General features: G+C 67.1%; 24 protein-coding genes. 11 read left to right on the forward strand and 13 right to left on the reverse strand.

Annotated features, from left to right (window positions below; all coding sequences use genetic code 11):
- The first annotated feature begins 16 nt into the window (after positions 1-16).
- On the forward strand, positions 17-757 hold the full coding sequence (locus tag B4A39_RS01110; protein ID WP_292032349.1) for an alpha/beta fold hydrolase: 741 nt from the start codon (positions 17-19) through the stop codon (positions 755-757).
- Positions 758-788: 31 nt separating this feature from the next.
- Here the strand turns inward: B4A39_RS01110 and hslU are convergent, their stop codons facing one another.
- On the reverse strand, positions 789-2,090 hold the full coding sequence (gene hslU / locus B4A39_RS01115) for an ATP-dependent protease ATPase subunit HslU (protein ID WP_292032351.1): 1,302 nt from the start codon (positions 2,088-2,090) through the stop codon (positions 789-791).
- Positions 2,090-2,644: an ATP-dependent protease subunit HslV gene (hslV, locus tag B4A39_RS01120; RefSeq protein WP_292032353.1), complete on the reverse strand. Its 555-nt coding sequence runs from the start codon at positions 2,642-2,644 to the stop codon at positions 2,090-2,092. The genes hslU and hslV overlap by 1 nt, the downstream gene beginning before the upstream one ends.
- Positions 2,645-2,786: 142 nt before the next feature.
- Between hslV and B4A39_RS01125 the strand changes: the two genes are divergently transcribed.
- Both B4A39_RS01125 and B4A39_RS01130 read left to right on the forward strand, forming a co-directional pair.
- Complete coding sequence (locus B4A39_RS01125) at positions 2,787-3,197, forward strand: BLUF domain-containing protein (RefSeq protein WP_292032354.1); 411 nt, start codon at positions 2,787-2,789, stop codon at positions 3,195-3,197.
- A gap of 32 nt (positions 3,198-3,229) precedes the next feature.
- Positions 3,230-4,006 (forward strand): HesA/MoeB/ThiF family protein, encoded by a 777-nt coding sequence (locus B4A39_RS01130; RefSeq protein ID WP_292032356.1) that lies wholly within the window; start codon positions 3,230-3,232, stop codon positions 4,004-4,006.
- Here the strand turns inward: B4A39_RS01130 and B4A39_RS01135 are convergent.
- Positions 4,003-4,989, reverse strand: coding sequence for a 2-hydroxyacid dehydrogenase (locus B4A39_RS01135; RefSeq protein WP_292032358.1), 987 nt, complete (start codon positions 4,987-4,989; stop codon positions 4,003-4,005). The two genes, B4A39_RS01130 and B4A39_RS01135, sit on opposite strands and share 4 nt — an antisense overlap.
- A 68-nt stretch (positions 4,990-5,057) precedes the next feature.
- On the opposite strand from B4A39_RS01135, the gene B4A39_RS01140 reads away from it, so the two are divergent.
- The 3 genes from B4A39_RS01140 (at position 5,058) to fabB (ending at position 7,510) form a co-directional block, all read left to right on the forward strand.
- Positions 5,058-5,612 (forward strand): SH3 domain-containing protein, encoded by a 555-nt coding sequence (locus tag B4A39_RS01140; protein WP_292032360.1) that lies wholly within the window; start codon positions 5,058-5,060, stop codon positions 5,610-5,612.
- Between the two features lie 68 nt (positions 5,613-5,680).
- A complete protein-coding gene (gene fabA / locus B4A39_RS01145; protein WP_292032362.1) occupies positions 5,681-6,220 on the forward strand; it encodes a 3-hydroxyacyl-[acyl-carrier-protein] dehydratase FabA in 540 nt (179 codons plus the stop codon).
- 60 nt (positions 6,221-6,280) lie between these two features.
- Entirely contained in the window at positions 6,281-7,510 is a 1,230-nt protein-coding gene (fabB, locus tag B4A39_RS01150; protein ID WP_292032363.1) for a beta-ketoacyl-ACP synthase I, read from the forward strand.
- Positions 7,511-7,778: 268 nt separating this feature from the next.
- Here the strand turns inward: fabB and B4A39_RS01155 are convergent, their stop codons facing one another.
- On the reverse strand, positions 7,779-9,110 hold the full coding sequence (locus B4A39_RS01155) for a trypsin-like peptidase domain-containing protein (protein ID WP_292032365.1): 1,332 nt from the start codon (positions 9,108-9,110) through the stop codon (positions 7,779-7,781).
- A gap of 145 nt (positions 9,111-9,255) precedes the next feature.
- Here B4A39_RS01155 and B4A39_RS01160 point away from each other — a divergent pair, with 145 nt between their 5' ends.
- On the forward strand, positions 9,256-10,035 hold the full coding sequence (locus tag B4A39_RS01160) for a DUF3313 family protein (RefSeq protein WP_292032367.1): 780 nt from the start codon (positions 9,256-9,258) through the stop codon (positions 10,033-10,035).
- A gap of 4 nt (positions 10,036-10,039) precedes the next feature.
- On the opposite strand, the gene B4A39_RS01165 is transcribed toward B4A39_RS01160, so the two are convergent.
- Complete coding sequence (locus B4A39_RS01165) at positions 10,040-11,230, reverse strand: acyl-CoA dehydrogenase (protein WP_292032369.1); 1,191 nt, start codon at positions 11,228-11,230, stop codon at positions 10,040-10,042.
- A gap of 152 nt (positions 11,231-11,382) precedes the next feature.
- Here B4A39_RS01165 and B4A39_RS01170 point away from each other — a divergent pair, with 152 nt between their 5' ends.
- Entirely contained in the window at positions 11,383-11,649 is a 267-nt protein-coding gene (locus tag B4A39_RS01170) for a DUF6356 family protein (RefSeq protein WP_292032371.1), read from the forward strand.
- Between the two features lie 3 nt (positions 11,650-11,652).
- On the opposite strand, the gene B4A39_RS01175 is transcribed toward B4A39_RS01170, so the two are convergent.
- Positions 11,653-12,120, reverse strand: a complete 468-nt coding sequence (locus B4A39_RS01175; protein WP_292032373.1) for a hypothetical protein — start codon at positions 12,118-12,120, stop codon at positions 11,653-11,655.
- Between the two features lie 74 nt (positions 12,121-12,194).
- On the opposite strand from B4A39_RS01175, the gene B4A39_RS01180 reads away from it, so the two are divergent.
- A complete protein-coding gene (locus tag B4A39_RS01180) occupies positions 12,195-13,388 on the forward strand; it encodes a CaiB/BaiF CoA transferase family protein (protein WP_292032374.1) in 1,194 nt (397 codons plus the stop codon).
- On the opposite strand, the gene B4A39_RS01185 is transcribed toward B4A39_RS01180, so the two are convergent.
- The 7 genes from B4A39_RS01185 to B4A39_RS01215 form a co-directional block, all read right to left on the reverse strand.
- Positions 13,372-13,809 carry a hypothetical protein gene (locus tag B4A39_RS01185; RefSeq protein ID WP_292032376.1) on the reverse strand — a complete coding sequence of 146 codons (438 nt, stop codon included), beginning with the start codon at positions 13,807-13,809 and terminating at the stop codon, positions 13,372-13,374. The genes B4A39_RS01180 and B4A39_RS01185 overlap by 17 nt on opposite strands.
- A gap of 86 nt (positions 13,810-13,895) precedes the next feature.
- Positions 13,896-15,392, reverse strand: coding sequence for a 2-oxoglutarate dehydrogenase complex dihydrolipoyllysine-residue succinyltransferase (gene odhB, locus B4A39_RS01190; protein WP_292032378.1), 1,497 nt, complete (start codon positions 15,390-15,392; stop codon positions 13,896-13,898).
- Between the two features lie 56 nt (positions 15,393-15,448).
- On the reverse strand, positions 15,449-18,463 hold the full coding sequence (locus B4A39_RS01195) for a 2-oxoglutarate dehydrogenase E1 component (RefSeq protein ID WP_292032379.1): 3,015 nt from the start codon (positions 18,461-18,463) through the stop codon (positions 15,449-15,451).
- Positions 18,464-18,784: 321 nt separating this feature from the next.
- On the reverse strand, positions 18,785-19,687 hold the full coding sequence (gene sucD / locus B4A39_RS01200; protein WP_292032381.1) for a succinate--CoA ligase subunit alpha: 903 nt from the start codon (positions 19,685-19,687) through the stop codon (positions 18,785-18,787).
- Positions 19,688-19,745: 58 nt separating this feature from the next.
- The gene (sucC, locus tag B4A39_RS01205; protein ID WP_292032384.1) at positions 19,746-20,936 is read right to left on the reverse strand and encodes an ADP-forming succinate--CoA ligase subunit beta; all 1,191 of its coding nucleotides are present in this window, start codon (positions 20,934-20,936) and stop codon (positions 19,746-19,748) included.
- A gap of 133 nt (positions 20,937-21,069) precedes the next feature.
- Positions 21,070-22,596: a spinster family MFS transporter gene (locus tag B4A39_RS01210; protein ID WP_292032386.1), complete on the reverse strand. Its 1,527-nt coding sequence runs from the start codon at positions 22,594-22,596 to the stop codon at positions 21,070-21,072.
- Between the two features lie 147 nt (positions 22,597-22,743).
- Positions 22,744-24,951 (reverse strand): TonB-dependent receptor, encoded by a 2,208-nt coding sequence (locus tag B4A39_RS01215; RefSeq protein ID WP_292032388.1) that lies wholly within the window; start codon positions 24,949-24,951, stop codon positions 22,744-22,746.
- Between the two features lie 178 nt (positions 24,952-25,129).
- On the opposite strand from B4A39_RS01215, the gene B4A39_RS01220 reads away from it, so the two are divergent.
- Complete coding sequence (locus B4A39_RS01220) at positions 25,130-25,861, forward strand: TetR/AcrR family transcriptional regulator (RefSeq protein WP_292032390.1); 732 nt, start codon at positions 25,130-25,132, stop codon at positions 25,859-25,861.
- Positions 25,861-26,637 carry a LytTR family transcriptional regulator DNA-binding domain-containing protein gene (locus B4A39_RS01225; RefSeq protein WP_292032392.1) on the forward strand — a complete coding sequence of 259 codons (777 nt, stop codon included), beginning with the start codon at positions 25,861-25,863 and terminating at the stop codon, positions 26,635-26,637. The genes B4A39_RS01220 and B4A39_RS01225 overlap by 1 nt, the downstream gene beginning before the upstream one ends.
- Positions 26,638-26,694: the final 57 nt, after the last annotated feature.

The raw sequence follows: 26,694 nt of genomic DNA on the forward strand, positions 1-26,694 counted from the left end.
AGTCCGAGGAGTTTCCATGTCCGACATCCAATCGCTGAAGCGCCCCGACGCCGAGACCCTGGCCTTCAAGGCGGTCAGCGGCGACGGCCCGACCGTAGTCTGGATCGGCGGCTTCCGCTCGGACATGGAGGGGACCAAGGCCCTGGCGCTGGAGACGGCGGCGCGCGAGCGTGGCTGGAACTATGTCCGCTACGACCACTTCGCCCACGGCCAGTCCTCCGGCGACTGGAAACAGGCCACCATAGGCCGCTGGCGCGAGGACGCCATCGCTCTGATCGACAGCCTCGACGGCCCCGTCATCCCGGTGGGGTCGTCGATGGGCGGCTGGGTCGCCCTGCTGGCGACGCTGGCGCGGCCCGAACGGATCAAGGGTCTGGTCCTCGTCAATCCGGCGCAGGACTTCACCGAAAAACTGATGTGGCCCGGTCTGGCTGACCACGAGCGTCAAGCCATCCTGCGAGAAGGAGAGACGGTGATCACCGAGGAGGGGCTGGGATCCTACGTCCTGACCCGGCGCATGTTCGAAGAAGCGCGCGACTGGCTGCTGCTCGACGGCGTGATCGACATCAGCGCGCCAGTCCATGTGCTGCAAGGCCGGGCCGACGACGTGGTGCCATGGCGCCATCAGGTCGAACTGGTCGAACGCCTGAAAGGCGGCGATGTGCGTCTGGACCTGATCGAGGGCGGCGACCACCGCCTGTCGGCGGCCGCCGATCTGGACCGTCTGGTCGAAGCGGTGGAGGCGATGCGGGGCTGACCCCGCACCGCCATCACAGCGGATCAGGCCATCACAGAATGAACCGGCTCAGGTCGATATTCCTGGCCAGTTCGCCGACCTTGTCGCGCACCTGATCGCCGTCGAAGGTCAGGGTCTGACCCGACAGGTCCGAGGCCTTGAAGCTGGTTTCCTCCAGCACCCGCTCCAGCACCGTCTGAAGCCGGCGCGCGCCGATGTTCTCGACCGTCGAGTTGGCGGCCACGGCGGCGTCGGCCATGGCCTCGACCGCATCATCGGTGAAGACCAGGGTCACGCCCTCGGTCTCCAGAAGAGCCTGGTTCTGGCGGATCAGGTTGGCTTCCGGCTCGGTCAGGATGCGCTTGAAGTCGTCGCGGGTCAGGGCCTTCAGCTCGACCCGGATCGGCAGACGGCCCTGCAACTCCGGCAACAGGTCGCTGGGCTTGGCCACGTGGAAAGCCCCCGAGGCGATGAACAGCACATGGTCGGTCTTCACCGGCCCGTACTTGGTCGACACCGTCGTGCCCTCGATCAGGGGCAGCAGGTCGCGCTGCACGCCCTCGCGCGAGACATCGGCGCCGGAGGCGCCTTGCCGCGCCGCCACCTTGTCGATCTCATCCAGGAATACGATGCCCTCGTTCTCGGCCAGCAGCAGGGCTTCCTTGGTCAGACTCTCCTGGTCCAGCAACTTGTCGCTTTCCTCGGTGACGAGGGGAGCCAGGGCTTCGCGAACCGTCAGCTTGACCGTCTTGGTGCGCCCGCCGCCCATCTTGCCCAGCATTTCCGACAGGTTCAGCAGGCCGACGTTGCCGCCGCCCGGCATGTCCAGACCCTGAAGCGGCGAGGCCGTATCGGACAGGGCGATCTCGATTTCCTTGTCGTCCAGTTCGCCGGCGCGCAGCTTCTTCCTGAAGGCGTCCCGCGTCGCGGGCTGCGAGCCCGGCCCGACCAGGGCGTCCAGAATGCGTTCCTCGGCCTGACCCTCGGCGCGGGCCTTGACGCCCGAGCGGCGCTTGTCGCGCACCATGACCAGGGCGCTCTCGACCAGATCGCGCATGATCTGATCGACGTCGCGGCCGACATAGCCGACCTCGGTGAACTTGGTCGCCTCGACCTTGAGGAAGGGCGAGCCGGCCAGCTTGGCCAGGCGCCGGGCGATCTCGGTCTTGCCGACCCCCGTCGGGCCGATCATCAGGATGTTCTTGGGCGTGACCTCGTCGCGCAGATCCTCGGGGACGCGCTTGCGCCGCCAACGATTCCTCAGCGCCACCGCGACGGCGCGCTTTGCGTCGTCCTGGCCGACGATGAAGCGATCCAGTTCGGAGACGATTTCGCGGGGAGACAGGTCGGTCATTACAGGCTTTCCACCGTGAGATTGCCGTTGGTGTAAACGCAGATGTCGGCGGCGATCTTCATGGCCTTGCGGGCGATCTGCTCGGCGTCCAGTTCGGAGTTTTCGTCGATCAGGGCGCGGGCGGCGGCGAGGGCGTAGTTGCCTCCCGAGCCGACAGCGGCCACGCCGTATTCCGGCTCCAGCACGTCGCCGACGCCCGTGACCGTCAGGATGGTGTCCTTGTCGGCGACCAGCAGCATGGCTTCCAGGCGGCGCAGGTAGCGATCGGTGCGCCAGTCCTTGGCCAGCTCGACGCAGGCGCGCGCCAGCTGATCCGGATACTGTTCCAGCTTGGCTTCCAGCCGCTCGATCAGGGTCAGGGCGTCGGCGGTGGCCCCGGCGAAACCGGCCAGAACCTTGCCGCCGGCCAGGGTGCGCACCTTGCGCGCCGCGCCCTTGACGATGGTCGGTCCCATCGAGACCTGGCCGTCGCCGGCGATGACGGTGCGGCCGTTCTTGCGCACCGCCAGAATGGTGGTGCCGTGCCAGTCGGGGAAGCTTGAGGTCTGGGTCATGGCGGATCAGATGGCGAGGATTGACGACGCCTGCAAGACGCCGCCACGCCGCAGGCCCTGACGACGCTCGCGGTTTGTTAACCCTGGCGTGACAGGGAGCCATTCGTCATCAGTCGCGTCGCGTTCAGTTCGAGTCCCCGCCTTGCCCCTCCACCGCGCCATCTACGTCAGCGACGCCGTCGGCGACGCCGCCACCAGCCTGCTGGTTCTGGCCGAAATCCTCGGCGAGGCGGAGCGCAACAACCGGCGCGACGGCCGGACCGGGGCCATGATGCGCCACGACGGTCAGTTCCTTCAGGTCGTGGAGGGCCGCCGCTCGGACGTCGATCGACTTCTGGATCGCCTGCGCATCGACCCGCGGCATGAAAACATGCGCCTGCTGTCCGATCAGGCCGTGGCCGGCCGCCTATTTCCGGAATCGCTGATGATGCTGACGCAACTGACCCCGGATGCGGTGCGCCTGCTGAACGGCGCGAGGCTGGATCAGCTCGGCGCCGACCGCGCGGAGGCGCTTCTGGTTCAGGCCGCCGGCGCCCTGCCGCTTCCGGCCTGACGCCGAGGGCCGACTGCGCTAGACAGACTGTCGTGATCCAGTCTTCCGCCACGCCCGAACCCACCCGCTTCAGCGACGAAGAGGTCGACCGTTATGCGCGCCAACTGGTGCTGGCCGAGATCGGCGGGCCGGGCCAGCAGGCGTTGAAGCGCGCGCGCGTCCTGATCGTCGGCCTTGGCGGAGTCGGCGCGCCCGCCGCCCTCTATCTGGCCGCCGTGGGGGTCGGGACCCTGGGCCTGATCGACGACGACACGGTCGCCCTGTCGAATCTGCAGCGCCAGATCATTTTCGCCACGACCGACGTCGGCCGCTCCAAGGTGGAGAGCGGGCGCGACCGGCTCGCCGCGCTCAATCCCCACGCTGCGATCGAGACTTTTGCCCGGCGCCTGACGCCTGACAATGCAGGCGGGCTGATCGAGCGTTTCGATCTGGTGCTGGACGGGACAGACGATTTCGACACGCGCTTCGCTGTCAACGCGGCCTGTGTCGCTGCTGGCGTCCCGCTGGTGTCTGGCGCCCTGGGCCGCTGGAACGGCCAGGTCGGGGTCTTCGCCGGCCAGCCCTGCTATCAGTGTCTGGTGCCCGAATCCCCGCCCGACGCCGAGACCTGCGCCCGCGTCGGCGTGGTCGGCGCCCTGGCCGGCGTCGTCGGCGCCATGGCGGCGCTGGAAGCCGTCAAGATCATCACCGGCGCCGGCGCCCCCCTGACCGGACGTCTGATGCTCTACGACGGCCTGGCCGGAACCAGCCGCGTGGTGAAGGTGGCCGCCGATCCGGCCTGCCCGATCTGCGGATCAGCCCACCCCTAAAGCATGGCCGGGATGACCCGGTCGGCCGGGCGGTGCCCGTTCTGATAGGTCATGATGTTGGCGATGACGCGATCGCCCATGTCCTGGCGCGCCTCGATGGTGGCGGAGCCGAGATGGGGCAAGAGGACGACGTTGGCGCGACCCATCAGGCCCGGATGCACCGCCGGTTCGTGCTCGAACACGTCCAAACCCACGCCGAACAGGGCGCGCCGGTCCAGAGCCTCGACCAGAGCCGCCTCATCGATCAGTTCGCCGCGCGCCGTATTCACGAGAATGGCGTGGGGCTGGAGTCGGGCGATGCGTTCAGCCGACAGGATGTGATGCGTGTCCTTGGTCGCCGGGCAATTCAGCGAGATGACGTCCATCCGCGCCAGCATCTGATCCAGATCGTCCCACCAAGTCGCGCCCAGCTCCTCGGCGATCATGTCCGAGACGGGTTTGCGATTGTGATAGTGGACCTGCATCCCGAACGCCTTGGCGCGGCGCGCCAGGGCCTGACCGATGCGCCCCATGCCGACGATGCCCAGACGCTTGCCCCACAGCTTGCGGCCGCACATCCAGGTCGGGCTCCAGCCCTCGAACTGGCCCGCCGCCACGACATTGGCGCCCTCGACGATGCGGCGGCTGACGGCCATGATCAGGCTCATGGTCAGGTCGGCGGTGTCTTCGGTCAGGACGCCCGGGGTATTGGTGACGATGACGCCCCGTCCCACGGCGGCGTCGATGTCGATATGATCCACGCCCGCGCCGAAATTGGCGATCATCTTCAACTGCTCGCCCGCGCCCGCGATCAGGTCCGCGTCGAGATGGTCAGTGATGGTCGGGATCAGAACCTCGGCGCGTTGCAGGGCGGCGGCCAAGTCATCACGTGACATGGGCCGATCCGTCAGGTTCAGCTCGGCGTCGAACAGTTCGCGCAGGCGCGTTTCCACCGTGTCGGGCAGGCGTCTGGTTAATACGACCTTAAGCTTGCGAGCGGACATAGGAAGCCTGGGTTTCGGCGGGCGGAAGCACCCGTGCGGGACGTGTCGATCCGGTGTCTAGCAAAGCTGTGGTCAGGTTCAAAAAGTTCCGGCGTATCGCCGTCATCGCCGTCGTTCTGGGATCGGGCGTCTTCGCGGGCGCCAGCGCGCGCATGCCTGACGGGCGGCCGACCCCGACCGGACTGGAAGTGCCGCGTTGGGTCACGCTGAAATCCTCGCAGGTGCGGGCGCGCCGGGGACCCGGCCTCGACTACCAGATCCTGTGGGAATACCGCGCCGCCGGTCTGCCGGTGCAGGTGATCGCCGAGACCCGGGAATGGCGGAAGATCTGCGACCCGGACGGGTCAGTCGCCTGGATCCACCGCACCGTGGCCTCCGGCCGCCGCAGCGTCTTCAACCGCTCGGCCGAAGAGATCATGATCCATTCCGGTCGCTCCGCCACCTCGTCGGTGCGGGCGCGCCTGTCGCCGCGCTCCATCGTCTCGCTGGACGAGTGTGAAGAAGGCTGGTGCCGGGTCCGCGCCCGCAAGATCAGGGGCTGGGTGCCCGAACGCGCGGTGTTCGGCACCCAGGAGCGCGCCCTGTGCAACGCCGCCCGACCCGCCGGCGCCGGTCGCAGCTAGGTGTCACAACAGTTGAGCGGGCGCGCAGGGTCGTGTAACCCGCCCGCAACACTTCCGGAGCGTCACCCTTGAGCCAGTCCCAATATCCGTCGTCGTTCGATCACGAAGGCCTGCTGGCCTCGGGCCGCGGCGAGCTGTTCGGTCCGGGCAACGCCCAGCTGCCGGCCCCGCCGATGCTGATGTTCGATCGCATCAAGACCATCACCTCGGACGGCGGCGACTACGGCAAGGGCTATGTCGAGGCGGAGCTCGACATCAATCCGGATCTCTGGTTCTTCCAGTGCCACTTCATCGGCGATCCGGTCATGCCGGGCTGCCTGGGCCTGGACGCCATGTGGCAGCTGGTCGGCTTCTACCTCGGCTGGATCGGCGGCCCCGGCAAGGGCCGCGCGCTCGGCGTCGGCGAGGTCAAGTTCACCGGTCAGGTGACCCCGGACGTCAAGAAGGTGGTCTACAAGGTCCACCTGAAGCGCGTCATCAACCGCAAGCTGGTCATGGGCATCGCCGACGGCGTGCTCGAAGCCGACGGCGAGGTCATCTACACCTGCGCCGACATGCGCGTCGGCCTGTTCGGCGGCGCGGCCACGGTGGCGTCCGCGGACGCCTGACCCCATCTAACGCAGACCGCGGTCAACGCGGCGCCTGAAGACTGAATGATAGGAAACACCATGCGGCGTGTCGTCGTCACCGGATTGGGCATCGTCTCCTCCATCGGCACCGGCCAGGACGAGGTTGCGGCCTCCCTGCGCGAGGCCAAGTCGGGCGTCCAGCACGCCGCCGACCATGCCAAGTACGGCTTCCGCTCGCAGGTCTGGGCGCCGCCGGCGCTCGGCGTGACGGCCGAAGACTGGGCGCCGCTGGTGGACCGCCGCGCCGCCCGCTTCCTGGCCAACGGCACGGCCTGGGCGCATATCGCCTTTGAGGAGGCTCTGAAAGACAGCGGCCTGACCGCCGAAGAGATCAAGGACGAGCGCATCGGCCTGATCGTCGGCGAGGGCGGTCCCTCGACCCAGGTGATCCTGCAGGCGGCCCAGACCACCGTGGAAAAGGGCTCGCCCAAGCGCGTCGGCCCCTTCGCCGTGCCCAAGGCCATGGCCAGCGGCCCCTCGGCCGTTCTGGCCACCTGGTTCGAGCTGAAGGGCATCAACTATTCGATCAGCTCGGCCTGCGCGACCTCGGCCCACTGCATCGGCGCGGCGGCCGAGCAGATCGCCTGGGGCAAGCAGGACGTGGTCTTCGCCGGCGGCTGCGAGGACATCGACTGGTCGATGTCGAACATGTTCGACGCCATGGGCGCCATGTCCTCCAACTTCAACGAGACGCCTTCGGTCGCTTCGCGCGCCTATGACAAGGACCGCGACGGTTTCGTCATCGCCGGCGGCGCCGGCATCGTGGTGCTGGAAGAATACGAACGCGCCGTGGCGCGCGGCGCGACCATCTACGCTGAAGTCACCGGCTACGCCGCCAACTCGGACGGCTACGACATGGTGGCCCCCTCGGGCGAGGGCGCCGAGCGCTGCATGAAGCTGGCGCTGAAGATGGCGGGCGATCCCAAGATCGACTACCTGAACCCGCACGGCACCTCGACGCCGGTCGGCGACGCCAAGGAGATGGGCGCGGTGCGCAACGTCTTCGGCGACGCCATGCCGATGATCTCCTCGACCAAGTCGCTGACGGGCCACTCGCTCGGCGCGGCCGGCGCGCAGGAAGCTATCTACTGCCTGCTGATGATGAAGCACGGCTTCGCCGCCGAGAGCGCCCATATCGAGAACCTCGACCCCGAGTTCGAAGGCATGCCGATTCTGCGCGAACGCCATGACGGCGAGCTGAAGCACGTCATGTCCAACAGCTTCGGATTCGGCGGCACCAACGGCACCCTGATCCTGTCCAAGGTCTGACGCCGCCGCGGCGTCGGAAAAACGCCTCGGACACGAAAAGAACGCCATTCGGCCCTTCGCCCGCCCGGAACGGCGATCAGAAAGGCATCATCGGCCTGTCGGAGTTCGGAAAAGTCCCGGATCCTGAACAGCCCCCCCAGCCCCCCAGGATTTTTCCGCTTAAGGGCTTCGACGGGCCGATGCTTCCTCCAAGCGAGACGCCCGCGAACGCCCTCCTCCCCCTCCTGGCGACGCGGGCGTTTTGCTGTCTGGGGACCCGGTGCGACCGTTAAGCTGGCAGGCTGACCGTCGTCCGTTCGCCGTCGCGCAGCACAGTCAACTCCACCGCGCCGCCATCCTGCAGCGTCCGCGCCAAGGCGGCCATGTCGGCGATGCTGACGCCGCCTGCCGACACCACCACGTCGCCGGCTTGGACCCCCGCCGCCGCCGCAGTCGAACCGCCCTCGACCACGGTGATCTGGGCGCCGGCGCCGTCGCCGCTGTTCCGGAACGTCAGGTCGCGCGCCATGGCCGCGCTGCGCCCCATCCGCACGGCCGGAAGATCGGCGGACTGGACGGTCAGGTTGGCTGTCGCCTCGCGTCCGTCGCGCAGATAGACCACGGGCAGGGTGGCGCCAGGCCGGGCGATGCCGACCGTCGCCTGGACCGAGCCGGCGTTGGAGACCGGGCGGTTCTGGATGCGGGTGATGACGTCGCCCGGACGCAGACCGGCCTGCTCGGCCGACGAGCCGGGCGCAGCGTCATAGACCACAGCGCCGCGCACCAGGTTCAGACCCATCTCGCGCGCGCGTTCAGCCGTCAGCGAGCCCAGGGCCACGCCGATCTGGCCGCGCTTGACCTCGCCGGTGGCGCGCAACTGATCGACCACGAACATCATGATCCGGGTCGGAACGGCGAAGGCGATGCCGTCGTTGCCGCCGCCCATGCTGCCCGACAGGATCGCCGTGTTGATGCCGATCAGCCGTCCGCGGCTGTCCAGAAGCGGCCCGCCCGAATTGCCCGAATTCACCGCTGCGTCGGTCTGGATATAGTCCTCGATGGCGTCGCCCATGCCGGAGCGGTTCAGGCCCGAGATGACCCCCATGGTCAGGGTCTGGTCCAGACCCAGCGGATAACCCACGGCGAAGGCCAGGTCGCCGGTGCGCAGAGTGTCGGAATCCACCGTCTGAACCTGCGACAGGCCCGTCGCCTCGATCTTCAGCACCGCGATGTCCGTCGCCTTGTCGGCGCCGATCAGGACCGCGTCGAACAACCGTCCGTCGATCATGTCGACAGTGAATTTCTGGCCGTTTTCGATGACATGGTTGTTGGTGACGATGATGCCGTTGGCGGCGTCGATGATGACACCGGAGCCGCCCTGCGCCGGTTTGGGATCGTCTTCGGAACTGGGGCCCCGCGACTGCCCCAGGGTGGTCACCTGAACCACTGCCGGCAGGCTTTCCTCCAACCCCGCCGCGAAGGTGAAGACGCCGCGTCGCGCATCATAGGGCAGGCCGGTCGGCGCGCTCTGCGGGACCGTCGCCGCCTCGGCCGCCTGATACAGAGGCGCCGCCGTCATCAGAACCGCGACAGCGGCGCAAGCGAACAGGCGATTATGCATATTCCATCTTCCCTTGGCTGGCGCCCAGCCTAGCTTGAGTGAACGCCCCTGACGATGGCCGATTGAACCAATCTCGTCTCGCACGCGTATCCGTCCTGATCTGGATCCTGGAGGAACGCGTTTGGCGGCGAAATCGATCAGTCTCTTGTCCATTCTGGTGCTCAGCGCCGCCGCGGCGGCCTGCGCCACCGCCCCGGAACCCCATTCGGGCTACCTCTCGACCTATGACGGCCTTCAGACCCGCAGCGACACCGTCCGCGCCTCCATCAGCGAGCGCCGCGACGAATCCCTGGCCCAGTCGATCGAACGCATCCGCATCGAGCGCGCCGAATTGACGGCCGCCGCCGCCGACGCCCTGACGCCGGAAGAGTGGGCGCTGGTGCTGAGCGAGGTCGACCGGCAGGTCTGCTACGAGCTGAGCGAACGCTTCACGGTGGTCGAGACGGACGAGGATGGCGTCGGGCGCGTCCGCGTGGCGGCCACCCGGATCAGCCCCACCAACCCCGCCGGATCGGCTGCATCCGCCGCCGCCAACTGGTTCATTCCCGGCCCCATCGGCGTCCGCGCGCCCGGATCGACTGGCGGTCTGGCTGCCGAGGCGGAGTTGCTGGCTCCTGATGGTCGTCAGGCGGCGGCTCTGGTCTGGGCGCGAAACGCCACGGTGGTGGGCACTGACAGCCCGTCCTTGTCCAAGGTCGGCGACGCCCACCAGCTGGCCGAGGCGTTCGGAGACATGGTCGGCGACGCCTTCGCCCCCGCCGACCGCAAGCCGCGCGCGATCCCCGACCCTGACCCCTGCGCCCGATACGGCCCGCGCAACCGGCCCGAGGGCTTCGTCACGCGCGCGGTCACCGGCCTGTATCAGCCCGAGCTGAGCGGGGGGCCCAAACAGGAAGCCCCGTCGCCCGCGCCTCGGTCGAACTAAGGCCCTAGAAGGCGCTTTCGCCGGTAATGGCGCGGCCCAGGATCAGGGCGTGGACGTCGTGCGCGCCTTCATAGGTGTTCACGGTTTCCAGGTTCATGGCGTGGCGCATGACGTGCAGTTCGCCCGTGATGCCGGCGCCGCCGTGCATGTCGCGGGCTTCGCGCGCCACCGCCAGTGCCTTGCCGCAGTTGTTGCGCTTCATAAGGCTGATGGCCTCGGGCACCCAGGCGCCGGTGTCGAGCAGGCGGCCCAGGGCGTAGGCGCCCTCGAAGCCCAGGAAGATCTCGGTCTGCATGTCGGCCAGCTTCTTCTGCACCAGCTGACGCGACGACAGGGGGCGGCCGAACAGCATCCGCTCGCCGACATAGTCGCGGCTGGCGTGGAAGCAGAACTCCGCGGCGCCCATGGCGCCCCAGGCGATGCCGAAGCGGGCCTTGTTCAAGCAGGAGAAGGGGCCGCGCAGACCCTGCACGCCCGGCAGGATGTTGGCTTCCGGCACGAAGACGTCGTTCAGGCCGATGTCCCCGGTGATCGAGGCGCGAAGCGACAGCTTGTCGCCGATCTTGTCCGTGGTGAAGCCGTCGAAGTCGCGCTCGACGATGAAGCCCCGGATCCTGTCGTCGAGCTTGGCCCAGACGATGGCCAGGTCGCTGATCGGGCTGTTCGTGATCCAGTACTTGGCGCCGTTCAGGCGGTAGCCGCCGTCGACCTTGACCGCCTTGGTCTTCATCGAGGCCGGGTCCGAGCCGCCGTCGGCCTCGGTCAGGCCGAAGCAGCCGACCAGTTCGCCCGCCGCCATCTTCGGCAGGAATTTCATTTTCTGCTCTTCCGAGCCGAAGGCGTAGATCGGGTACATGGCCAGCGAGGACTGCACCGACATGGCCGAGCGATAGCCGCTGTCGACCGCCTCGACCTCACGCGCGATCAGGCCATAGGCGACGTGGCTGGCTTCCGAGCCGCCGTACTGTTCCGGCAGCATGGCGCCGAGGAAGCCCATCTCGCCCATTTCGGTCATGATGGCGCGGTCGAAAGTCTCGTCGCGGAAGGCCTCGACCACGCGCGGCAGCAGGGCCTCGCGGGCATATGAGCGCGCCGCGTCCTGGATCATTCGCTCATCGTCGGTCAGGCGCCCGCGCAGATCGAAGGGGTCGTCCCAGCGGAAGGTCTGTTGCGAAGCGTGCGAGCCGTCGGCCATGGCGGTGTTTCCTGAGCGATTGCGCGGGGTTCTCTTGAGCGTCACGCCTGGTTGTCGAGGCGTGACGATGCGACCCCTGTTCCGGCCGCCCGTTTAGGGCAAAATAGTCGAACCGGGTAGAGGGATGCGGGGAACCGCGTTAGGCTGGATCCATGTCGAACACCTTTTCACGCCTGTTCCGCGATCACCCGCGCGAAGTCAGCGAGAGCTATCTGGAACACATGGCCGCCTCATCGCGGTTTGGTTTCAAGCTGATGCGCCTGGCCGCCTGCGCCTTCACCCACGCGGTGGTGCCTGGCGTGCACAAGAGCACGGTGTCGGATGCGATTCGCGGCATGGCCCGCGACATGGGCGGCCGGGCTGAAGAGGCGCGTGAATGCCGTATGCGCAACGCGGGCGTCTGGGACGTGGGCCTCTAGGTCTTACTCAGGGGTGTCCAGCCGGCGATAGAAGCCGTTGACATCGGACCCCATGCCGCAGAACCGCGCCGCCGCTCCGCCATCCTCGACAAATACGCCTTCGGGTCCCACGCGCACCTGAAGGACCGGCGCGACGGCGCCGATGTCGGCGGCGCTGATCGTGTTCAGGTCGCCCTCGAAGGGCGCCACGTGCGCGATAATGACATCATCAGCGTCCTGCGGCCCGACCGCCTGGAGTTCGCAGTCAGCGGCGGTCGCGGCGCCGTTCGGCACGCCGCCAGCGCGAAGGGCGACGCGCCACCCCGCGCCTTCTCGACGCAGACTCAGATTCGCCTTGGCCGGCTTGTCCCGTTCGAAGCGTGCGACAGGCTCCGCAGTCCCACCTGGCCCTGTCGCATCGGCAGAGGCGCTGGCCGGGTTGAAAACGGACAGACAGAACAGGCCGACGGCGGCGATGGACAGAAGACGCATGAAACCCTCGCAAAAACTCTGCCTGCCCACGGTTCAGCTTCTCCGGATCAGCGTCAAGCGTTAAGCCTTGGGCCATGACCCAAGCTCAAGGCCCGCTTTCCGGCGTTCGCGTTCTCGACCTTTCCCGCGTTCTGGCAGGCCCCTGGGCGACACAGACGCTCGCGGATCTGGGCGCAGAGGTCATCAAGATCGAGCGCCCCGGCGAAGGCGACGACACCCGCCACTGGGGTCCGCCCTTCACCACGACGAACGACGGATCGAAAGGCGACGCCGCCTATTTCCTGTGCGCCAATCGGGGCAAGAAGTCGGTCGAACTGGACATCGCCTCGCCTGAAGGCGCCGAGTCCGTACGCCGACTGGCCGCGACCTGTGACGTGGTGGTCGAAAACTTCAAGACCGGCGGGCTCAAGAAGTACGGCCTCGACTACGCCGGCCTGTCGGCGGTCAATCCGACGCTGGTTTATTGCTCCATCACCGGTTTCGGCCAGGACGGTCCGGACGCTCACCGCGCCGGCTACGACTACATGATCCAGGCCATGGGCGGGCTGATGTCGATCACCGGCCAGCCCGACGGCGCGCCCGGCGCTGAGCCGATGAAGGTCGGGGTGGCGGTCGTGGACCTGTTCACCGGCCTCTACGCCTCCAACGCCATCCTGGCGGCCCTGTGGCACGCGCGGGCGACCGGCGAGGGTCAGCACGTGGACATCGCCCTGTTCGACGTCCAGGCGGCCATGCTGGCCAATCAGGCCGCCAACTGGTTCGTCTCGGGGACCGCGCCGACACGGATGGGCAACGCCCACCCCAACCTGGCCCCGTATCAGCCTTTCCCCTGTTCGGACGGCATGGTCGTCATCGCGGTCGGCAACGACGGCCAGTTCCGCGCCCTGGCCAAGGCCCTGGGCGTCGAGCCCATGGGTGTCGATTCGCGGTTCGCCACCAATGCGCTCAGGGTCCAGCACAGGGCTGCGTTGTCTCCGACTCTGTCAGCCCTGACGGCTAGCTTCACGATGAAGGGGCTGATGGCGGCGCTGGAGGCGGCGGGTGTGCCCTGTGGTCCGGTCAACACCATCGACCAGGTGTTCGAAGAGCCTCAGGCCCTGTATCGCGGCCTGACCGTCGAGCAGACGCGCCCCGACCTGGCCACGCCGATCCGCACCGTCGCCTCGCCCATCCGCCTGTCCAAGACCCCCGTCCGCTACGACGCCCCGCCGCCGAAGCTGGGGCAAGATACGGAGGAGGTGCTCTCGGACCTCACCAGGACGGACTGAACACCCCTGTCAGGGCCAGGATGACGCTGATCACGGCAACCGCTCCGATCAGGGCTACGCCGACCCAGTGCACTGCTCGCAGTCGTCGCGGCAGACTGGTGCTGGCGAAACCGCCCGTGGCCGCCATGAACAGGGCCAACCCCCGACCAACGGCACGCGTCGTCGGCTCGCCGGGCGGCAGGTCGCCCTCATCGTCGGCGGCGAATTCCCCCGCCCGAACCCGCGCCAGCAGATCGCGGGCCTCGTCCGCCTGATCGGCCCGTCCCATCAGGCGCAGCCCCAGAGCCCGCTGCATCAGCGGATCGACCGTCGTCTGGAACCGCTCGGTCACGTCAACCTCGACGCCGTGCGAAGCGAGAAAAGCCGCCGCGAGGTCGGCCTCATAGACATCCTGAAAGCGGGCGATTTCGACCAGGCTCATGCGTTGAGGCTAGCACGCCTGGCCCAATTGAAAACGGCGGCTCCCGAAAGAGCCGCCGTCGTCTGTGCTTCGCGCGAATGCGAACCTTACAGGTCCAGCAGGGCGCGGGCCGGGTCTTCCAGCAGTTCCTTGATGCGGACCAGGAAGGTCACGGCTTCCTTGCCGTCGACGATGCGGTGATCGTAGCTGAGAGCCAGGTACATCATCGGGCGGATCTTGACCTCGCCGTTGATGGCCATCGGGCGCTGCACGATGTTGTGCATGCCCAGGATGCCCGACTGCGGCGCGTTCAGGATCGGCGTCGACATCAGCGAGCCATAGGTGCCGCCGTTGGTGATGGTGAAGGTGCCACCCTGCATCTGATCCATGGTCAGGGCGCCGTCACGGGCGGCCTTGCCCAGGGCGCCAATGCCCTTTTCGATGCCCGCCAGCGACAGGGTGTCGGCGTCACGGAGGACCGGAACCACCAGACCCTTGTCGGTGCCGACGGCCACGCCGATGTCGTAGTGGTTCTTGTAGATGATGTCCGTGCCGTCGATCTCGGCGTTGACGGCCGGGATTTCGTGCAGGGCCTGAACCACAGCCTTGGTGAAGAAGGACATGAAGCCCAGCTTCACGCCGTGGCGCTTCTCGAAGACTTCCTTGTACTGGGCGCGCAGGGCCATGACGTTGGTCATGTCCACCTCGTTGAAGGTGGTCAGCTGGGCGGCCGTGTTCTGGGATTCCTTCAGGCGACGGGCGATGGTCTGACGCAGGCGCGTCATCTTCACCCGCTCCTCGCGCGGCTGGTCGGCGCGAGGGGCGGCCGGGGCGGCAGCAGCGGCGGGCGCAGACGGAGCGGCGGCGCCGATGGCGGCGATGGCGTCAGCCTTGGTGATGTTGCCCTTCGGACCCGTGGCCGACAGCGACGCCGGGTTCAGGTTGTTCTCCGACACCACGCGCTGGACGGCGGGCGACAGGTGGGCCGAAGCCGGGGCCTGGGCCGAACCGGTGTTGGCCGGAGCGGCGGCGACCGGAGCAGCAGCCGGAGCAGCGGCGGCGGCGCCAGAGGCCGAGATGGAGCCGATGACCTGACCGGGGGTCACGGTCGACCCGTTGTCGGCGGCGATGGTCAGGACGCCGGCGGCCGGCGCCGAGACTTCCACCGCGACCTTGTCGGTTTCGATCTCAACCAGCAGTTCGTCCTTGGCGACCGTGTCGCCCGACTTCTTCAGCCAGGTTCCGATCGAACCCTCGGCGACGCTCTCGCCCATGGTCGGGACGGCGATCTCGATCGAGGCGCCGCCCGAAGCGGCGGGAGCGGCCGCGGGAGTTGCAGCAGCGGCGGGCGCCGCCGCCGGAGCCGAAGCGCCTTCGCTCACTGAACCCAGGACCGTGCCCGGCACCACAGTGTCGCCCTCAGCGGCGTTGATCGCCGCCAGGACGCCGTCGGCCGGGGCCACGACTTCCAGCGAGACCTTGTCGGTTTCCAGCTCGACCAGGACTTCGTCCTTCTTGACGGCGTCGCCGACCTTCTTGGTCCACTTGGCGATGGAGGCTTCGCTGACGGATTCACCGAGGGCGGGGGTGAGGATATCGGCCATGGTTCGGTCCAGTGTCTTTTTGTGTCTTGGCGTATCTATAGGTCAGGCTGGGCCGGTCAGGCCATGGCCTCGGCGAGGAAGGTCTCGAGTTCCTTCAGGTGGCGGCTCATCAGGCCGGCCGCCGTGGAGGCGGAGGCCGGGCGCCCAACGTAACGCGCGCGCTTGGCCTTGATATCCATCTTCTCGAGCGTCAGTTCGATCCACGGATCGACGAAGGTCCAGCCGCCCATGTTCTTGGGCTCTTCCTGGCACCAGACCAGGTCGGCGTTGGGGAAGCGGGCCAGCTCGGTCGAGATCGACTTGATCGGCCACGGATAGAACTGTTCCAGGCGCAAAATGTAGATGTCGTTGATCCCGGCCTTCTCGCGCGCGTCCAGCAGGTCGTAATAGACCTTGCCCGAGCAGACGATGACCTTGCGGATGTCCTTGTCGGCCTTCAGCGAAACGCCGGCGACTTCGGGACGCAGTTGGGCGTCGTCGCGCAGAACGCGGTGGAAGGACGAACCCTCGGCCATGTCGGCTAGGGTCGAGACAGCCTTCTTGTGACGCAGCAGCGACTTGGGCGTCATCAGGATCAGCGGCTTGCGGTATGAGCGGTGCAGCTGACGGCGCAAGATGTGGAAGTAGTTGGCCGGAGTGGTGCAGTTGGCGACCTGCATATTGTTCTCGGCGCACTGCTGCAGGAAGCGCTCAAGGCGGGCCGAGGAGTGCTCGGGGCCCTGGCCTTCATAGCCGTGCGGCAGCAGCATGGTCAGGCCGCTCATGCGCAGCCACTTGCGTTCGCCCGACGAAATGAATTGGTCGATGACCACCTGGGCACCGTTGACGAAGTCGCCGAACTGGCCTTCCCACAAGGTCAGGGTGTTGGGGTCAGCCAGCGAGTAGCCGTACTCGAAGCCCAGCACCGCCTCTTCCGACAGGGCCGAGTCGATGACCTCGAAGTGGGCCTGACCGTCGCGCAGGTGATTCAGCGGGATGTAGCGCTGCTCCGTCGTCTGGTCGGTGATGCCCGAGTGACGCTGCGAGAAGGTGCCGCGGACCGAGTCCTGGCCCGATAGGCGGATATTGTAGCCCTCGTCCAGCAGCGAGGCGAAGGCCAGACTTTCGGCCGTGGCCCAGTCGATGTTCTGGCCGCTCGTGACGGTCTCACGACGCGCCTCGACGACGCGCTTCAGCGTCTTGTGGATGTCGACGCTGTTGGGGATCTGCGTCAGACGGTGACCGTAGTCGGTCAGCTTCTCGGACGGAACGGCGGTCTGACCGCGCTGGGCGGCATCGTCAGACTTCTCGGCGCCCAGGCCCTGCCACTTGCCGTCCAGCCAGTCGGCCTTCTCGGCCTTGAAGACCTTGCCCGCCTCGAACTCAGCGTCGAGGAAGGCCTCGAAGCGCGCCAACTCGGCGTCGACCTCGGCCTGGGTGACCACGCCCTGTTCGACCAGACGCTTGGAGTAGATTTCGCGCGTCGACGGCTGGGCGCGGATCTTCGAATACATCAGCGGCTGGGTGAAGGTGGGGTCGTCGCCTTCGTTGTGACCGAAGCGGCGGTAGCAGAACATGTCCACCACCACGTCCTTGTGGAACTTCTGACGGTATTCCGTCGCCACCTTGGCGGCGAAGACGACGGCTTCGGGGTCGTCGCCGTTGACGTGGAAGATCGGGGCCTGAACCATCAGCGCCACGTCCGACGGATAGGGCGACGAGCGCGAATTGCGCGGACTGGTGGTGAAGCCGATCTGGTTGTTGATGACGAAGTGCAGGGTGCCGCCGGTGCGATAGCCCTTCAGGCCCATCAGGGCGAAGCATTCGGCCACCACGCCCTGACCCGCGAAGGCGGCGTCCCCGTGAATCAGCAACGGCACGACCTTGGAGCGGTCCAGCGCCCACTCGGCTTCGGGCTTGCCGGCGTTGGCGTCACGGATGTCGAAAGCCTGCTTGGCGCGCGCCTTGCCCAGAACGACCGGGTTGACGATTTCAAGGTGCGACGGGTTGGCGGTCAGCGACAGGTGGACCTTGTTGCCGTCGAACTCACGGTCGGACGAGGCGCCCATGTGGTATTTGACGTCGCCCGACCCCTCGATGTCCGACGGGACGGTCGAGCCGCCTTGGAACTCGTGGAAGATGGCCTTGTAGGGCTTGCCCATGACGGCGGCGAGCGTGTTCAGGCGGCCGCGGTGGGCCATGCCGAAAATGATCTCGTCCACGCCCAGGCTGCCGCCGCGCTTGATCACCTGCTCCAGGGCTGGGACCATGGCCTCGCCGCCGTCCAGGCCGAAACGCTTGGTGCCGGGGAAGCGCTTGTGCAGGAAGCGTTCGAAGCCCTCGGCCTCGATCAGCTTGTGCAGGATGGCCAGCTTGCCTTCCTTGGTGAAGGCGTTCTGCTCGAACTTGTCCGGGCCTTCAAAGCGTTGCTGCAACCACGACTTCTCTTCGGGCTCGGCGATGTGCATGTACTGCACGCCGATGTTGCCGCAGTAGGTGCGACGCAGGATCTCCAGCACCTGACGGACGCTGCCGGTCTGCAGGCCCAGGACGCCGTCGAGGAAGATCGGGCGGTCCATGTCGGCGGCGGTGAAGCCGTAGAATTCGGGCGTCAGCTCCGGGTTTTCGATGGGCTGCTCGATGCCGAGCGGGTCCAGCGTCGCCTGCAGATGGCCCCGCACGCGGTAGCTGCGGATCAGCATCAGGGCGCGGATGGAATCGTGGGCGGCGGCGCGCACGTCGGCGGCGGTCAGTCCGCCCGAAGCGTCAGCAACAGGAGCGGCCGGACGCGGGCCCGGCTTGCCGGCGGCCTTGGGATCAGGCTTCGGCGCAGGCCAGCGGCCGTCGAACACGGCGGTGTCTTCGCTCGGGTCCGTGGCGGCGCCCCGGCCCCAGGAGCCGGCGGCGGCCGACTGCTTCACCAGATCGGCGTTGTCCTTGAGCTGGTCGAAGAAGGCGCGCCATTCTCCCGACACCGAGCCGGGGTCCGCAGCCCATTTTTCGTGCAGGTCCTCAATGAAGGCGGCGTTCGCGCCATAGAGGAAGCTGGTCTCGGCAAAGACCTGGTTCAGCCGACCTGCATCGTCCGCCATTTTTCTCTCGTCGTCCTACATTCGGCCGCGCGCGCACGCCTGCGCGGTGAGCGGCGCCGCTCATATAGGCCGTGTTTCCTTACTGGTCATGACCGAAGCGGGGCGATGCGGGTGGAAATTGGTCGAATTGGCAAGAAAAAACGCCCCCGGACGATTCCGAGGGCGTTTCAAAACGTCACAGGGCGCTAAAATTAGCCCCGGAACATCGTTCGGTCGCACCCGCCGCCCCGAAACCGAGGCCCCACCGTTGAGGGTGGCGCGGTCAACTCGCTCAAGAAGCGAGCGACCGCGTCGCGAGCGTAGCGACCTCTCGAAGGGCGATCAGCCCTTCAGGACTTCCAGCAAGGTGTGACCCAGACGCGCCGGCGACGGCGAGACGCGGATGCCCGCGGACTCCATCGCGGCGATCTTGGATTCCGCGTCGCCCTTGCCGCCCGAAACGATGGCGCCAGCGTGGCCCATGGTGCGGCCGGCCGGAGCCGTGCGACCGGCGATGAAGCCGGCCATCGGCTTCTTGCGGCCCTTCTTGGCTTCGTCGATCAGGAACTGAGCGGCGTCTTCTTCAGCGCCGCCGCCGATTTCACCGATCATGATGATCGACTCGGTGGCGTCGTCGGCCAGGAACATTTCCAGGACGTCGATGAACTCGGTGCCCTTGACCGGGTCGCCGCCGATGCCGACGGCCGTGGTCTGGCCGAGGCCGGCGTTGGTGGTCTGGAACACGGCTTCATAGGTCAGGGTGCCCGAGCGCGAGACGACGCCGACCGAACCCTTGGAGAAGATGTTGCCCGGCATGATGCCGATCTTGCACTCGTTCGGGGTCAGGATGCCGGGGCAGTTCGGGCCCAGCAGGCGCGAGTTGGAGCGGTCCAGGCGGGCCTTGACGCGCACCATGTCCAGCACCGGGATGCCTTCGGTGATGCAGGTGATGAAGGGGATCTCGGCCTCGATGGCTTCGATGATGGCGTCGGCCGCGCCTGCCGGCGGGACGTAGATGACCGTGGCGTCGGCGCCGGTGGCGTCGCGGGCCTCGGCCACCGAGGCGTAGATCGGCAGGGTTTCGCCGTGCGAGCCGGTCCAGTTGGTGCCGCCCTTGGTCGGGTGCACGCCGGCGACCATCTGGGTGCCGTGATAGGCCAGGGCCTGTTCGGTGTGGAAGCCGCCGGTCTTGCCGGTCAGGCCTTGCACGATGATCTTGGTGTCTTTGTTGACGAGAATGGACATGTGTCTGTGCTCTGAATTCTGTGTGTCAGCGGGGCGGTGGCGAGTAAGGCTCTGAGCCTTAGCCGACCGCCGCGACGATCTTCTGGGCGGCGTCGTCGAGATCGTCGGCCGCCTGGATGGTCAGGCCGCTCTCGTTCAGGATCTTCTTGCCCAGCTCGGCGTTGGTGCCTTCCAGACGCACCACCAGCGGCACCTTCAGGCCCACTTCCTTGACGGCCGCGACCACGCCTTCGGCGATGACGTCGCACTTCATGATGCCGCCGAAGATGTTGACCAGGATGCCCTGGACGGCCGGGTCAGCGGTGATGATCTTGAAGGCCGCAGCGACCTTGTCCTTGCCGGCGCCGCCGCCGACGTCGCAGAAGTTGGCCGGCTCCTTGCCGTACAGCTTGATGATGTCCATCGTCGCCATGGCGAGACCGGCGCCGTTGACCATGCAGCCGATGTTGCCGTCCAGGGCGACGTAGGCCAGGTCCCATTCCGAGGCTTCGATTTCCTTGGCGTCTTCCTCGGTCTCGTCGCGCAGTTCCTTGATGTCGGGGTGACGGAACAGGGCGTTGCCGTCGAACGACACCTTGGCGTCCAGAACGCGCAGATGGCCGTTTTCCATGACGATCAGCGGGTTCACTTCCAGCATGGCCATGTCCTTCTCGACGAAGGCTTTGTACAGGGCCGGGAACAGCGACTTGCCGTCTTCACGGGCGTCGCCTTCCAGCTTCAGCGCGTCCGACAGGGTGGCGCAGTCGGCTTCGGTCACGCCGGTCGTCGGGTCGATGACGACGGTGATGATCTTTTCCGGGGTGTCGTGGGCGACGGCCTCGATGTCCATGCCGCCTTCGGTCGAGACGACGAAGGAGATGCGGCCGTAGGCGCGGTCGACCAGGATCGAGAGGTAGAGCTCGCGCGAGATGTCGGCGCCGTCCTCGATGTAAAGGCGGTTGACCTGCTTGCCGGCGTCCGTGGTCTGGGCCGTCACCAGGGTGTTGCCCAGCATGTCCTTGGCGTTCTTGACCACGTCCTCGATCGAGAAGGCCAGACGCACGCCGCCCTTGGCGTCAGCCGGCAGTTCCTTGAACTTGCCCTTGCCGCGGCCGCCAGCGTGGATCTGCGACTTCACGACATAGAGCGGGCCAGGCAGTTGCTTGGCGGCGGCTTCGGCCTGGTCGGCCGAGGTGATGGCCACGCCTTCGGCGACCGGAGCGCCAAAGGCCTTGAGAACCTGCTTGGCCTGATACTCGTGAATGTTCATGTCTGATCCGCGCCGTTGGGAGGAGGGTTGTGGAAACTTTGGTCGCGCTTATAGGCGTCGCGCCTTCGCCTGCGCAACCGCCCCCCTCCTTATGGCCGTCAGAGCCTTTTCTTATGTCAGGCGCCGGGTCGGATCAGTCGACCCAGTCCCGCTTCAGCGTCCGGGCCGCGCCGAACAGCAGCATGGCCGCCAACACGTAGAAGCCCATGCCCGTGTAGATGGCCCAGCGCAGGCTCTCCTCGCCGAAGCGGGGCGCCAGGAGATCGCTCATCCACCCGAAGTAGTAGAAGCCGACCGCGATCCCCAGCAGGTTGTTGATCAGCAGGAACAGGGCCGAGGCGGTCGATCGCATGGCCGCCGGCACCAGGTGCTGGACCGCCGCCGTGATCGGCCCCAGCCAGGCCAGGTTCAGTCCGGTCGGCAGCAGGAAGATCAGGAAGGCCAGCACCAGCTGCTGCGTGTGACTGCCACCGCCCGGCAGAACCAGACCGATCAGCCAAGGCGAGTTCATCGCCAGAATGAAGCAGGGTGCCGAGATCAGGAAGGCCACCGCCGGCACCATCGGATAGGCGCCCTTGCCGCGCTTCGACAGCTTGTCGGCGATCATGCCGCCCATCCAGATGCCGAGGATGCCGCCGATCAGGGCGATGCCCGCATAATAGACGCTGGTCTGCGCCAGGGTCAGATCGAAGCTGCGCATGAAGAAGAGGGGCAGCCAGCCGGCCACGCCGTAGCCGCAGACCGAAGACGAGGCGGCGCCCAGGGCCAGAAGCCAGAAGCTGCGCTTCTTGATGACCACCGTCGCCGTGCGCCGCGCGATCATCAGCGAGACCCCGATCACCACCGCCAGCAGACCGCCGAAGGCGAAGACCAGCGGATTGCCCAGCGAAAGACCGGCAAACTGGATCAGGGCCGCGAGCACCAATGCGCCCGCGCCCACCCCCAGCATGGCCTGCGCAGCCAGCTTGCCGGGCCGGTCGGAACCGGCGGGTGCGGCTTCCAGCGCCGCGACCTGGGCCTGGGTCTTGGCGGCGTCCGTGCCGCCGCGTTTGGGATCGCGCACCGTCAGGCGCAGCAGGGGCGCGACCAGCACGCCCAGCAGGCCCACCACGATGAAGGCGGTTCGCCAGCCATAGGTCGCCGCCAGAAGGCCGCCCACCAGGGTTCCCGCCGCCATGCCCAGAGGAATGCCGAAGGCGAAGGCCGCCATGGCGCGCGCGCGCTGCTGGGGCGGAAAATAGTCGGCGATCAGCGAATAGGCCGGGGCCACGCCGCCCGCCTCGCCGATGCCCACGCCCATCCGGCACAGGAACAACTGCGCGAAGGAGCCCGCCACCCCGCAGAGAGCGGTGAAGCCGGACCAGACCGCCAGGGCGCCGGTCATGATCCACACCCGGCTGGCCCGATCCGCCAGCCAGGCCAGCGGAATGGCCAGGGTGGAATAGACCGAGGCGAAGGCTATCCCCCCCAGCAGGCCGAACTGGCTGTCCGACATGCCGAATTCTTCCTTCAGCGGCGCCGCCAGGATGCCGATGATCTGGCGATCCAGGAAGTTGAGCATGTAGATCAGGATCAGAACCGCCAGCACATAGTAGCGGTAGCCGGGCGAGACGCCCTTCTCGACGGCCTCTTGCGGCGCTGCGGCCCCAGACGTGGTCATGGCATGCCCCCCTTGGGCGGTGTTCTTTATTCTTTGGAGACGACGGTAACGGCGTCGTTCGACGACGCCAAAAGAAAAAGGGCGGCGGTTCAGGGCTGAACCGCCGCCCGCGATCAGATGATCAGGCGTCCAGGAGGAATTCCTGCCTTAGAACTTGTACTGTAGCGACGCGGTTACGGTCCGCGGCGGGCCGTAGTAGCCGATCAACGAGTCGTTGTAGGGGGCGCCGGCGAAGTTGTAGCCGCCGACGCGGTACTCCTCGTCCGTCAGGTTCTTGCCATAGAGGCCCACCGTCCAGGTCCGGCTCGGGTCCGTCCAGACCGCCGACAGATCGACCAGGGCGTAGGCGTCCTGATCCAGCACGGGGTTGGGGAACTCAAACTGGCTGTAGTCGTCGCGATAGCTGACCGACGGGGTCACCGCCAGCGAGCCGCCCGCCACGTCGCCGCGCCAGGTGACGCCCAGATAGCCCGTCCACTTCGGCGCGTTCTGCAGCACCACCAGGTCCGAGATGTCTTCGTACTGCTGGGTTGTCAGGTTGTAGCGAAGGAACTTCTCGAACTTGGTGTCGAGGTAGCCGACGGCGAAGTTGGCCGTCACGCTGTCGGTCACGACCAGGGCGCCTTCCAGTTCAGCGCCGAAGAATTTCGACGAGCCGACGTTGTCGACGAAGCTGGCGATGCCGCCCACGGCCGGGACCTGGGTGGTGACCTGCTGGTCCTGATACTCGTTGTAGAAGACGGCCGAGGAGAAGCTGAGACGACGATCGAAGGCCGAGCCCTTCAGCCCGATCTCATAGGCGTCGACCATTTCCGGCTGATAGCCGTTGACGGTGTTCGGCGTCAGGATGGCGTCGCCGCGCATGTCGAAGCCGCCCGACTTGAAGCCCTTCGAATAGGAGGCGTAGCCGGTCAGGCTGTCCGAGAAGTCGAACGACAGCGACGCCTTGGGCGTGAACTGGTCGAAGGTGTTGGAGCGGGTGTAATCGGTCCGCAGCAGGATCGGGTTGCGCGCCGTGCCGCCCAGCAGCGGGCTGGGCGTGGCGCCCAGGTAGTTGGCGCGGAAGACATGTCCGGTCTTGTCGTCCATCGTGTAGCGCGCCCCGAGGCCGAGGTGCAGGCGTTCCGTCAGGTCCAGGTTCACGTCCGCGAACAGGGCGATGCTGGTGGTCTTCACATAGCCGGCGGTGCCGATGACGATGCCGAAGTTCTGCGCAATGGTGTCGAAGGCGCCCGAAGCCGTGCCGTCCAGGTAGAAGAGGCCGGCTACGCCCTGGATCCGGTCCGCGCTGAAGAGCGCCTGGAACTCCTGGGTGAACTGGTGGTCGCCGTAGATGGCCGGCACGTCCAGCGTCGGGGCCGGCGTGTTGTCGAAGTCGATCAAGGTGTCGGTGTCGCCGGTGCGGTAGGCGGTGATCGACTTGAACGACCAGGTGTCGTTGAGATCGACCTGGGCCGTCAGCGAGACGCCCTCCGTCGTCACCTTGTTGCGATCGCCCAGGCCGGCGTAGGTGTCATAGACGCTGCCGGGGATTCCGGCGCCGGGCCCCACGCCCGCGACTTCGCGGTGACCGTGGCGGGGGTTCGACTTGTCCTCGACCCGGTCGTAGGCCAGGCGGAAGAAGGCGTTGTCGTAGGGCTGGAACTCGACGCTGACGCGGCCCGCCAGAACGTCCTTGTCATAGTGCTCGGCGCCGGTGTTCAGGTTCTCGCCGTAACCGTCGCGGTTGTAGCTGACGACCCCCGCGCCGATGCGCAGCTTGTCCGTGACCGGGATGGAGCCCTGGGCCAGCAGATCGATCTGGTTGTAGCTGCCGTAGGCGCCACGCAGGGTCAGTTCCGGCGAATCCGGGTCCAGCCGCGAAGTGACGTACTTGATAGCGCCGCCAACCGTGTTGCGACCGTAGAGCGAGCCCTGCGGTCCACGCAGGACCTCCAGACGTTCTATATCGAAGATGTCCAGCACGGCGCCCTGCGGGCGGGCCATGTAGACGTCGTCGACATAGAGACCCACGCCGGGTTCGAAGCCCCACAGGGGATCCTGCTGGCCGATGCCGCGGATGAAGGAGATCAGCGTCGAGTTGGACCCGCGCGCCACCTGCACCGTGGCGTTCGGGGTCTGCTGTTGCAGCACGGTGATGTCGGTCGCACCGGTTTCTTCCAGACGAACGGCGCCCAGGACCGAGACGGCCACCGGCACGTCCTTCAGGGTTTCTTCGCGGCGGCGCGCGGTGACGATGATGTCGTCGACGTTCGACGCCTGGGTTTCGGTCGAGGCCTCCTGGGCCACGGCGGAGGCCGACAGCGCGCCCCAGGCGGCGCCGGCCAGCAAGACGGTCTTCACGAGTCTGTTCATTGGCATCCCAATTCCTGATTTCCTGCCCAATCGACGCTTTTATTCAGCGTTCAATGATTTTCAGGGAAACTGACGACCTTTCGTCGTGCTGTCAAACGGCCACGCTGAAAACCGCCGTAAATCCGCCCCGCCTGTGGCGCCGTTGCACTGAGGGTCGAAGCGCGACTAGCTTGCGCGCATGAACGCCGACGACGACCTCGCTCCGACCCTGCCGCCCGCCGCCCCCGCGCCTGCCCGGCGCGGGCGACCCAAGAAGACCAAGAGCGCCGGCGCGGGCGAGGCCCGCGACGCCATCCTGAACGCGGCCGAAGACCTGTTTTCGAAGCATGGCTTCTATGGCGTCACCATCCGAGAGGTTGCGCGCGAGGCGGGCGTGGACACGGCCCTGGTTCACTATTACTTCGGGGCCAAGAAGGAGCTGTTCGACGCCGTCTTCACTCGTCGGGCCGAGGTATGGAACAGCGAGCGCGTCGCCGCCGTCGACCGCTACGCCGAGGCCGCCGGCGACGCCATGACCTTGGAGGGCCTGTTCGAGGCCTTCCTGCGCCCGCCGTTCCAGTGGTCGCTGAAAGGCGGTCCGGGCTGGAAGCACTACGCGGCCCTGGTGGCCCAGACCAACGCCAACCCGGCCTTCGGCGGCGAGACCATGGCCCGCTATTTCGACCCGGCCATCCGGCGTTTGCTTGAACTGGTCAAGCGCCTGCTGCCCGAGGCGGAGGAAACCGACCTCTACTGGGCCTACCACAACCTGTCGGGCGCCCTGACCCTGACGCTCGGCGAGACCGGACGCCTGGACCGCCTGTCGGGCGGCCTGTGCAAGTCCGGCGATCTCGACAGCGCCTGCGACTACATGGTGCGCTTCGCCGCCGCGGGCTTCCGCGCGGTCTGTGGGCCGAAGTCGAACGCCTGATGCCGCCATTCCGTCTACCCGAGAGCAAGGCGCGGGACGTGTTGCGCGGCCTGATCGTTGCTGTGGTCGCCGGCGCCTTTCTCGCCTTCAGCGGCGCGTTCGGCTCGGGCGGGACGCCATTGGGTCAGCGACTGGTCTACTGGATCGCCATGCTGATGCTGGGCGGGCTGTGGGGCCACGCCTGCGGCGCCCTGGTCACACGCTTCATCGACCCGGACGCCCGACCGTGGTTGACGGCGGCAATTCTGACAGGGGTCATCACCGGCCCCTTGACCCTGGGCGTCTGGGCCGCGACCGGCCTGTTCTTCTATCAACACCTGCTGCCGATCGCGGTGCTGATCAATTTCCTGCCGGCGGTGCTGCTGATCACCGCCGTGCTCAGCGCGCTCAACGTCTTTCTGGGCCGCGAACGTCCGGTCGAGACCCACGCCGGCGCCCCCGGCGCCGCGCCCGCCCGCTTCCTCGAGCGCTTGCCGATCAAGCTACGCGGCGCCCGCCTGATCGCCGTCCAGGCCGAGGACCACTATCTGCGCCTGCACACGGATCGGGGCTCGGACCTGATCCTGATGCGCCTGGCCGACGCTCTGGCCGAGTTGGAAGGCCTGGAAGGCGCCCAGACCCATCGCAGCTGGTGGGTGGCGAGGGACGCCGTCGTCTCCGTCGCCCGCGGCGACGGCCGAGCCGCCCTGACGCTAGACGGCGGCCCCGACAATGAACTGGTCGCCCCGGTCAGCCGCCGATACGCCCGGGCGCTGAGGGAGGCGAACTGGTGGTAGCACTTGTTGCTCCAATCTCCGCCATCTGCTGTGTCTCAGTCTTCGTTGGCGTTGGCC

This window comes from Brevundimonas sp. UBA4553 (assembly GCF_002387245.1).
In the GTDB taxonomy this organism is placed as follows: Bacteria; Pseudomonadota; Alphaproteobacteria; order Caulobacterales; family Caulobacteraceae; genus Brevundimonas.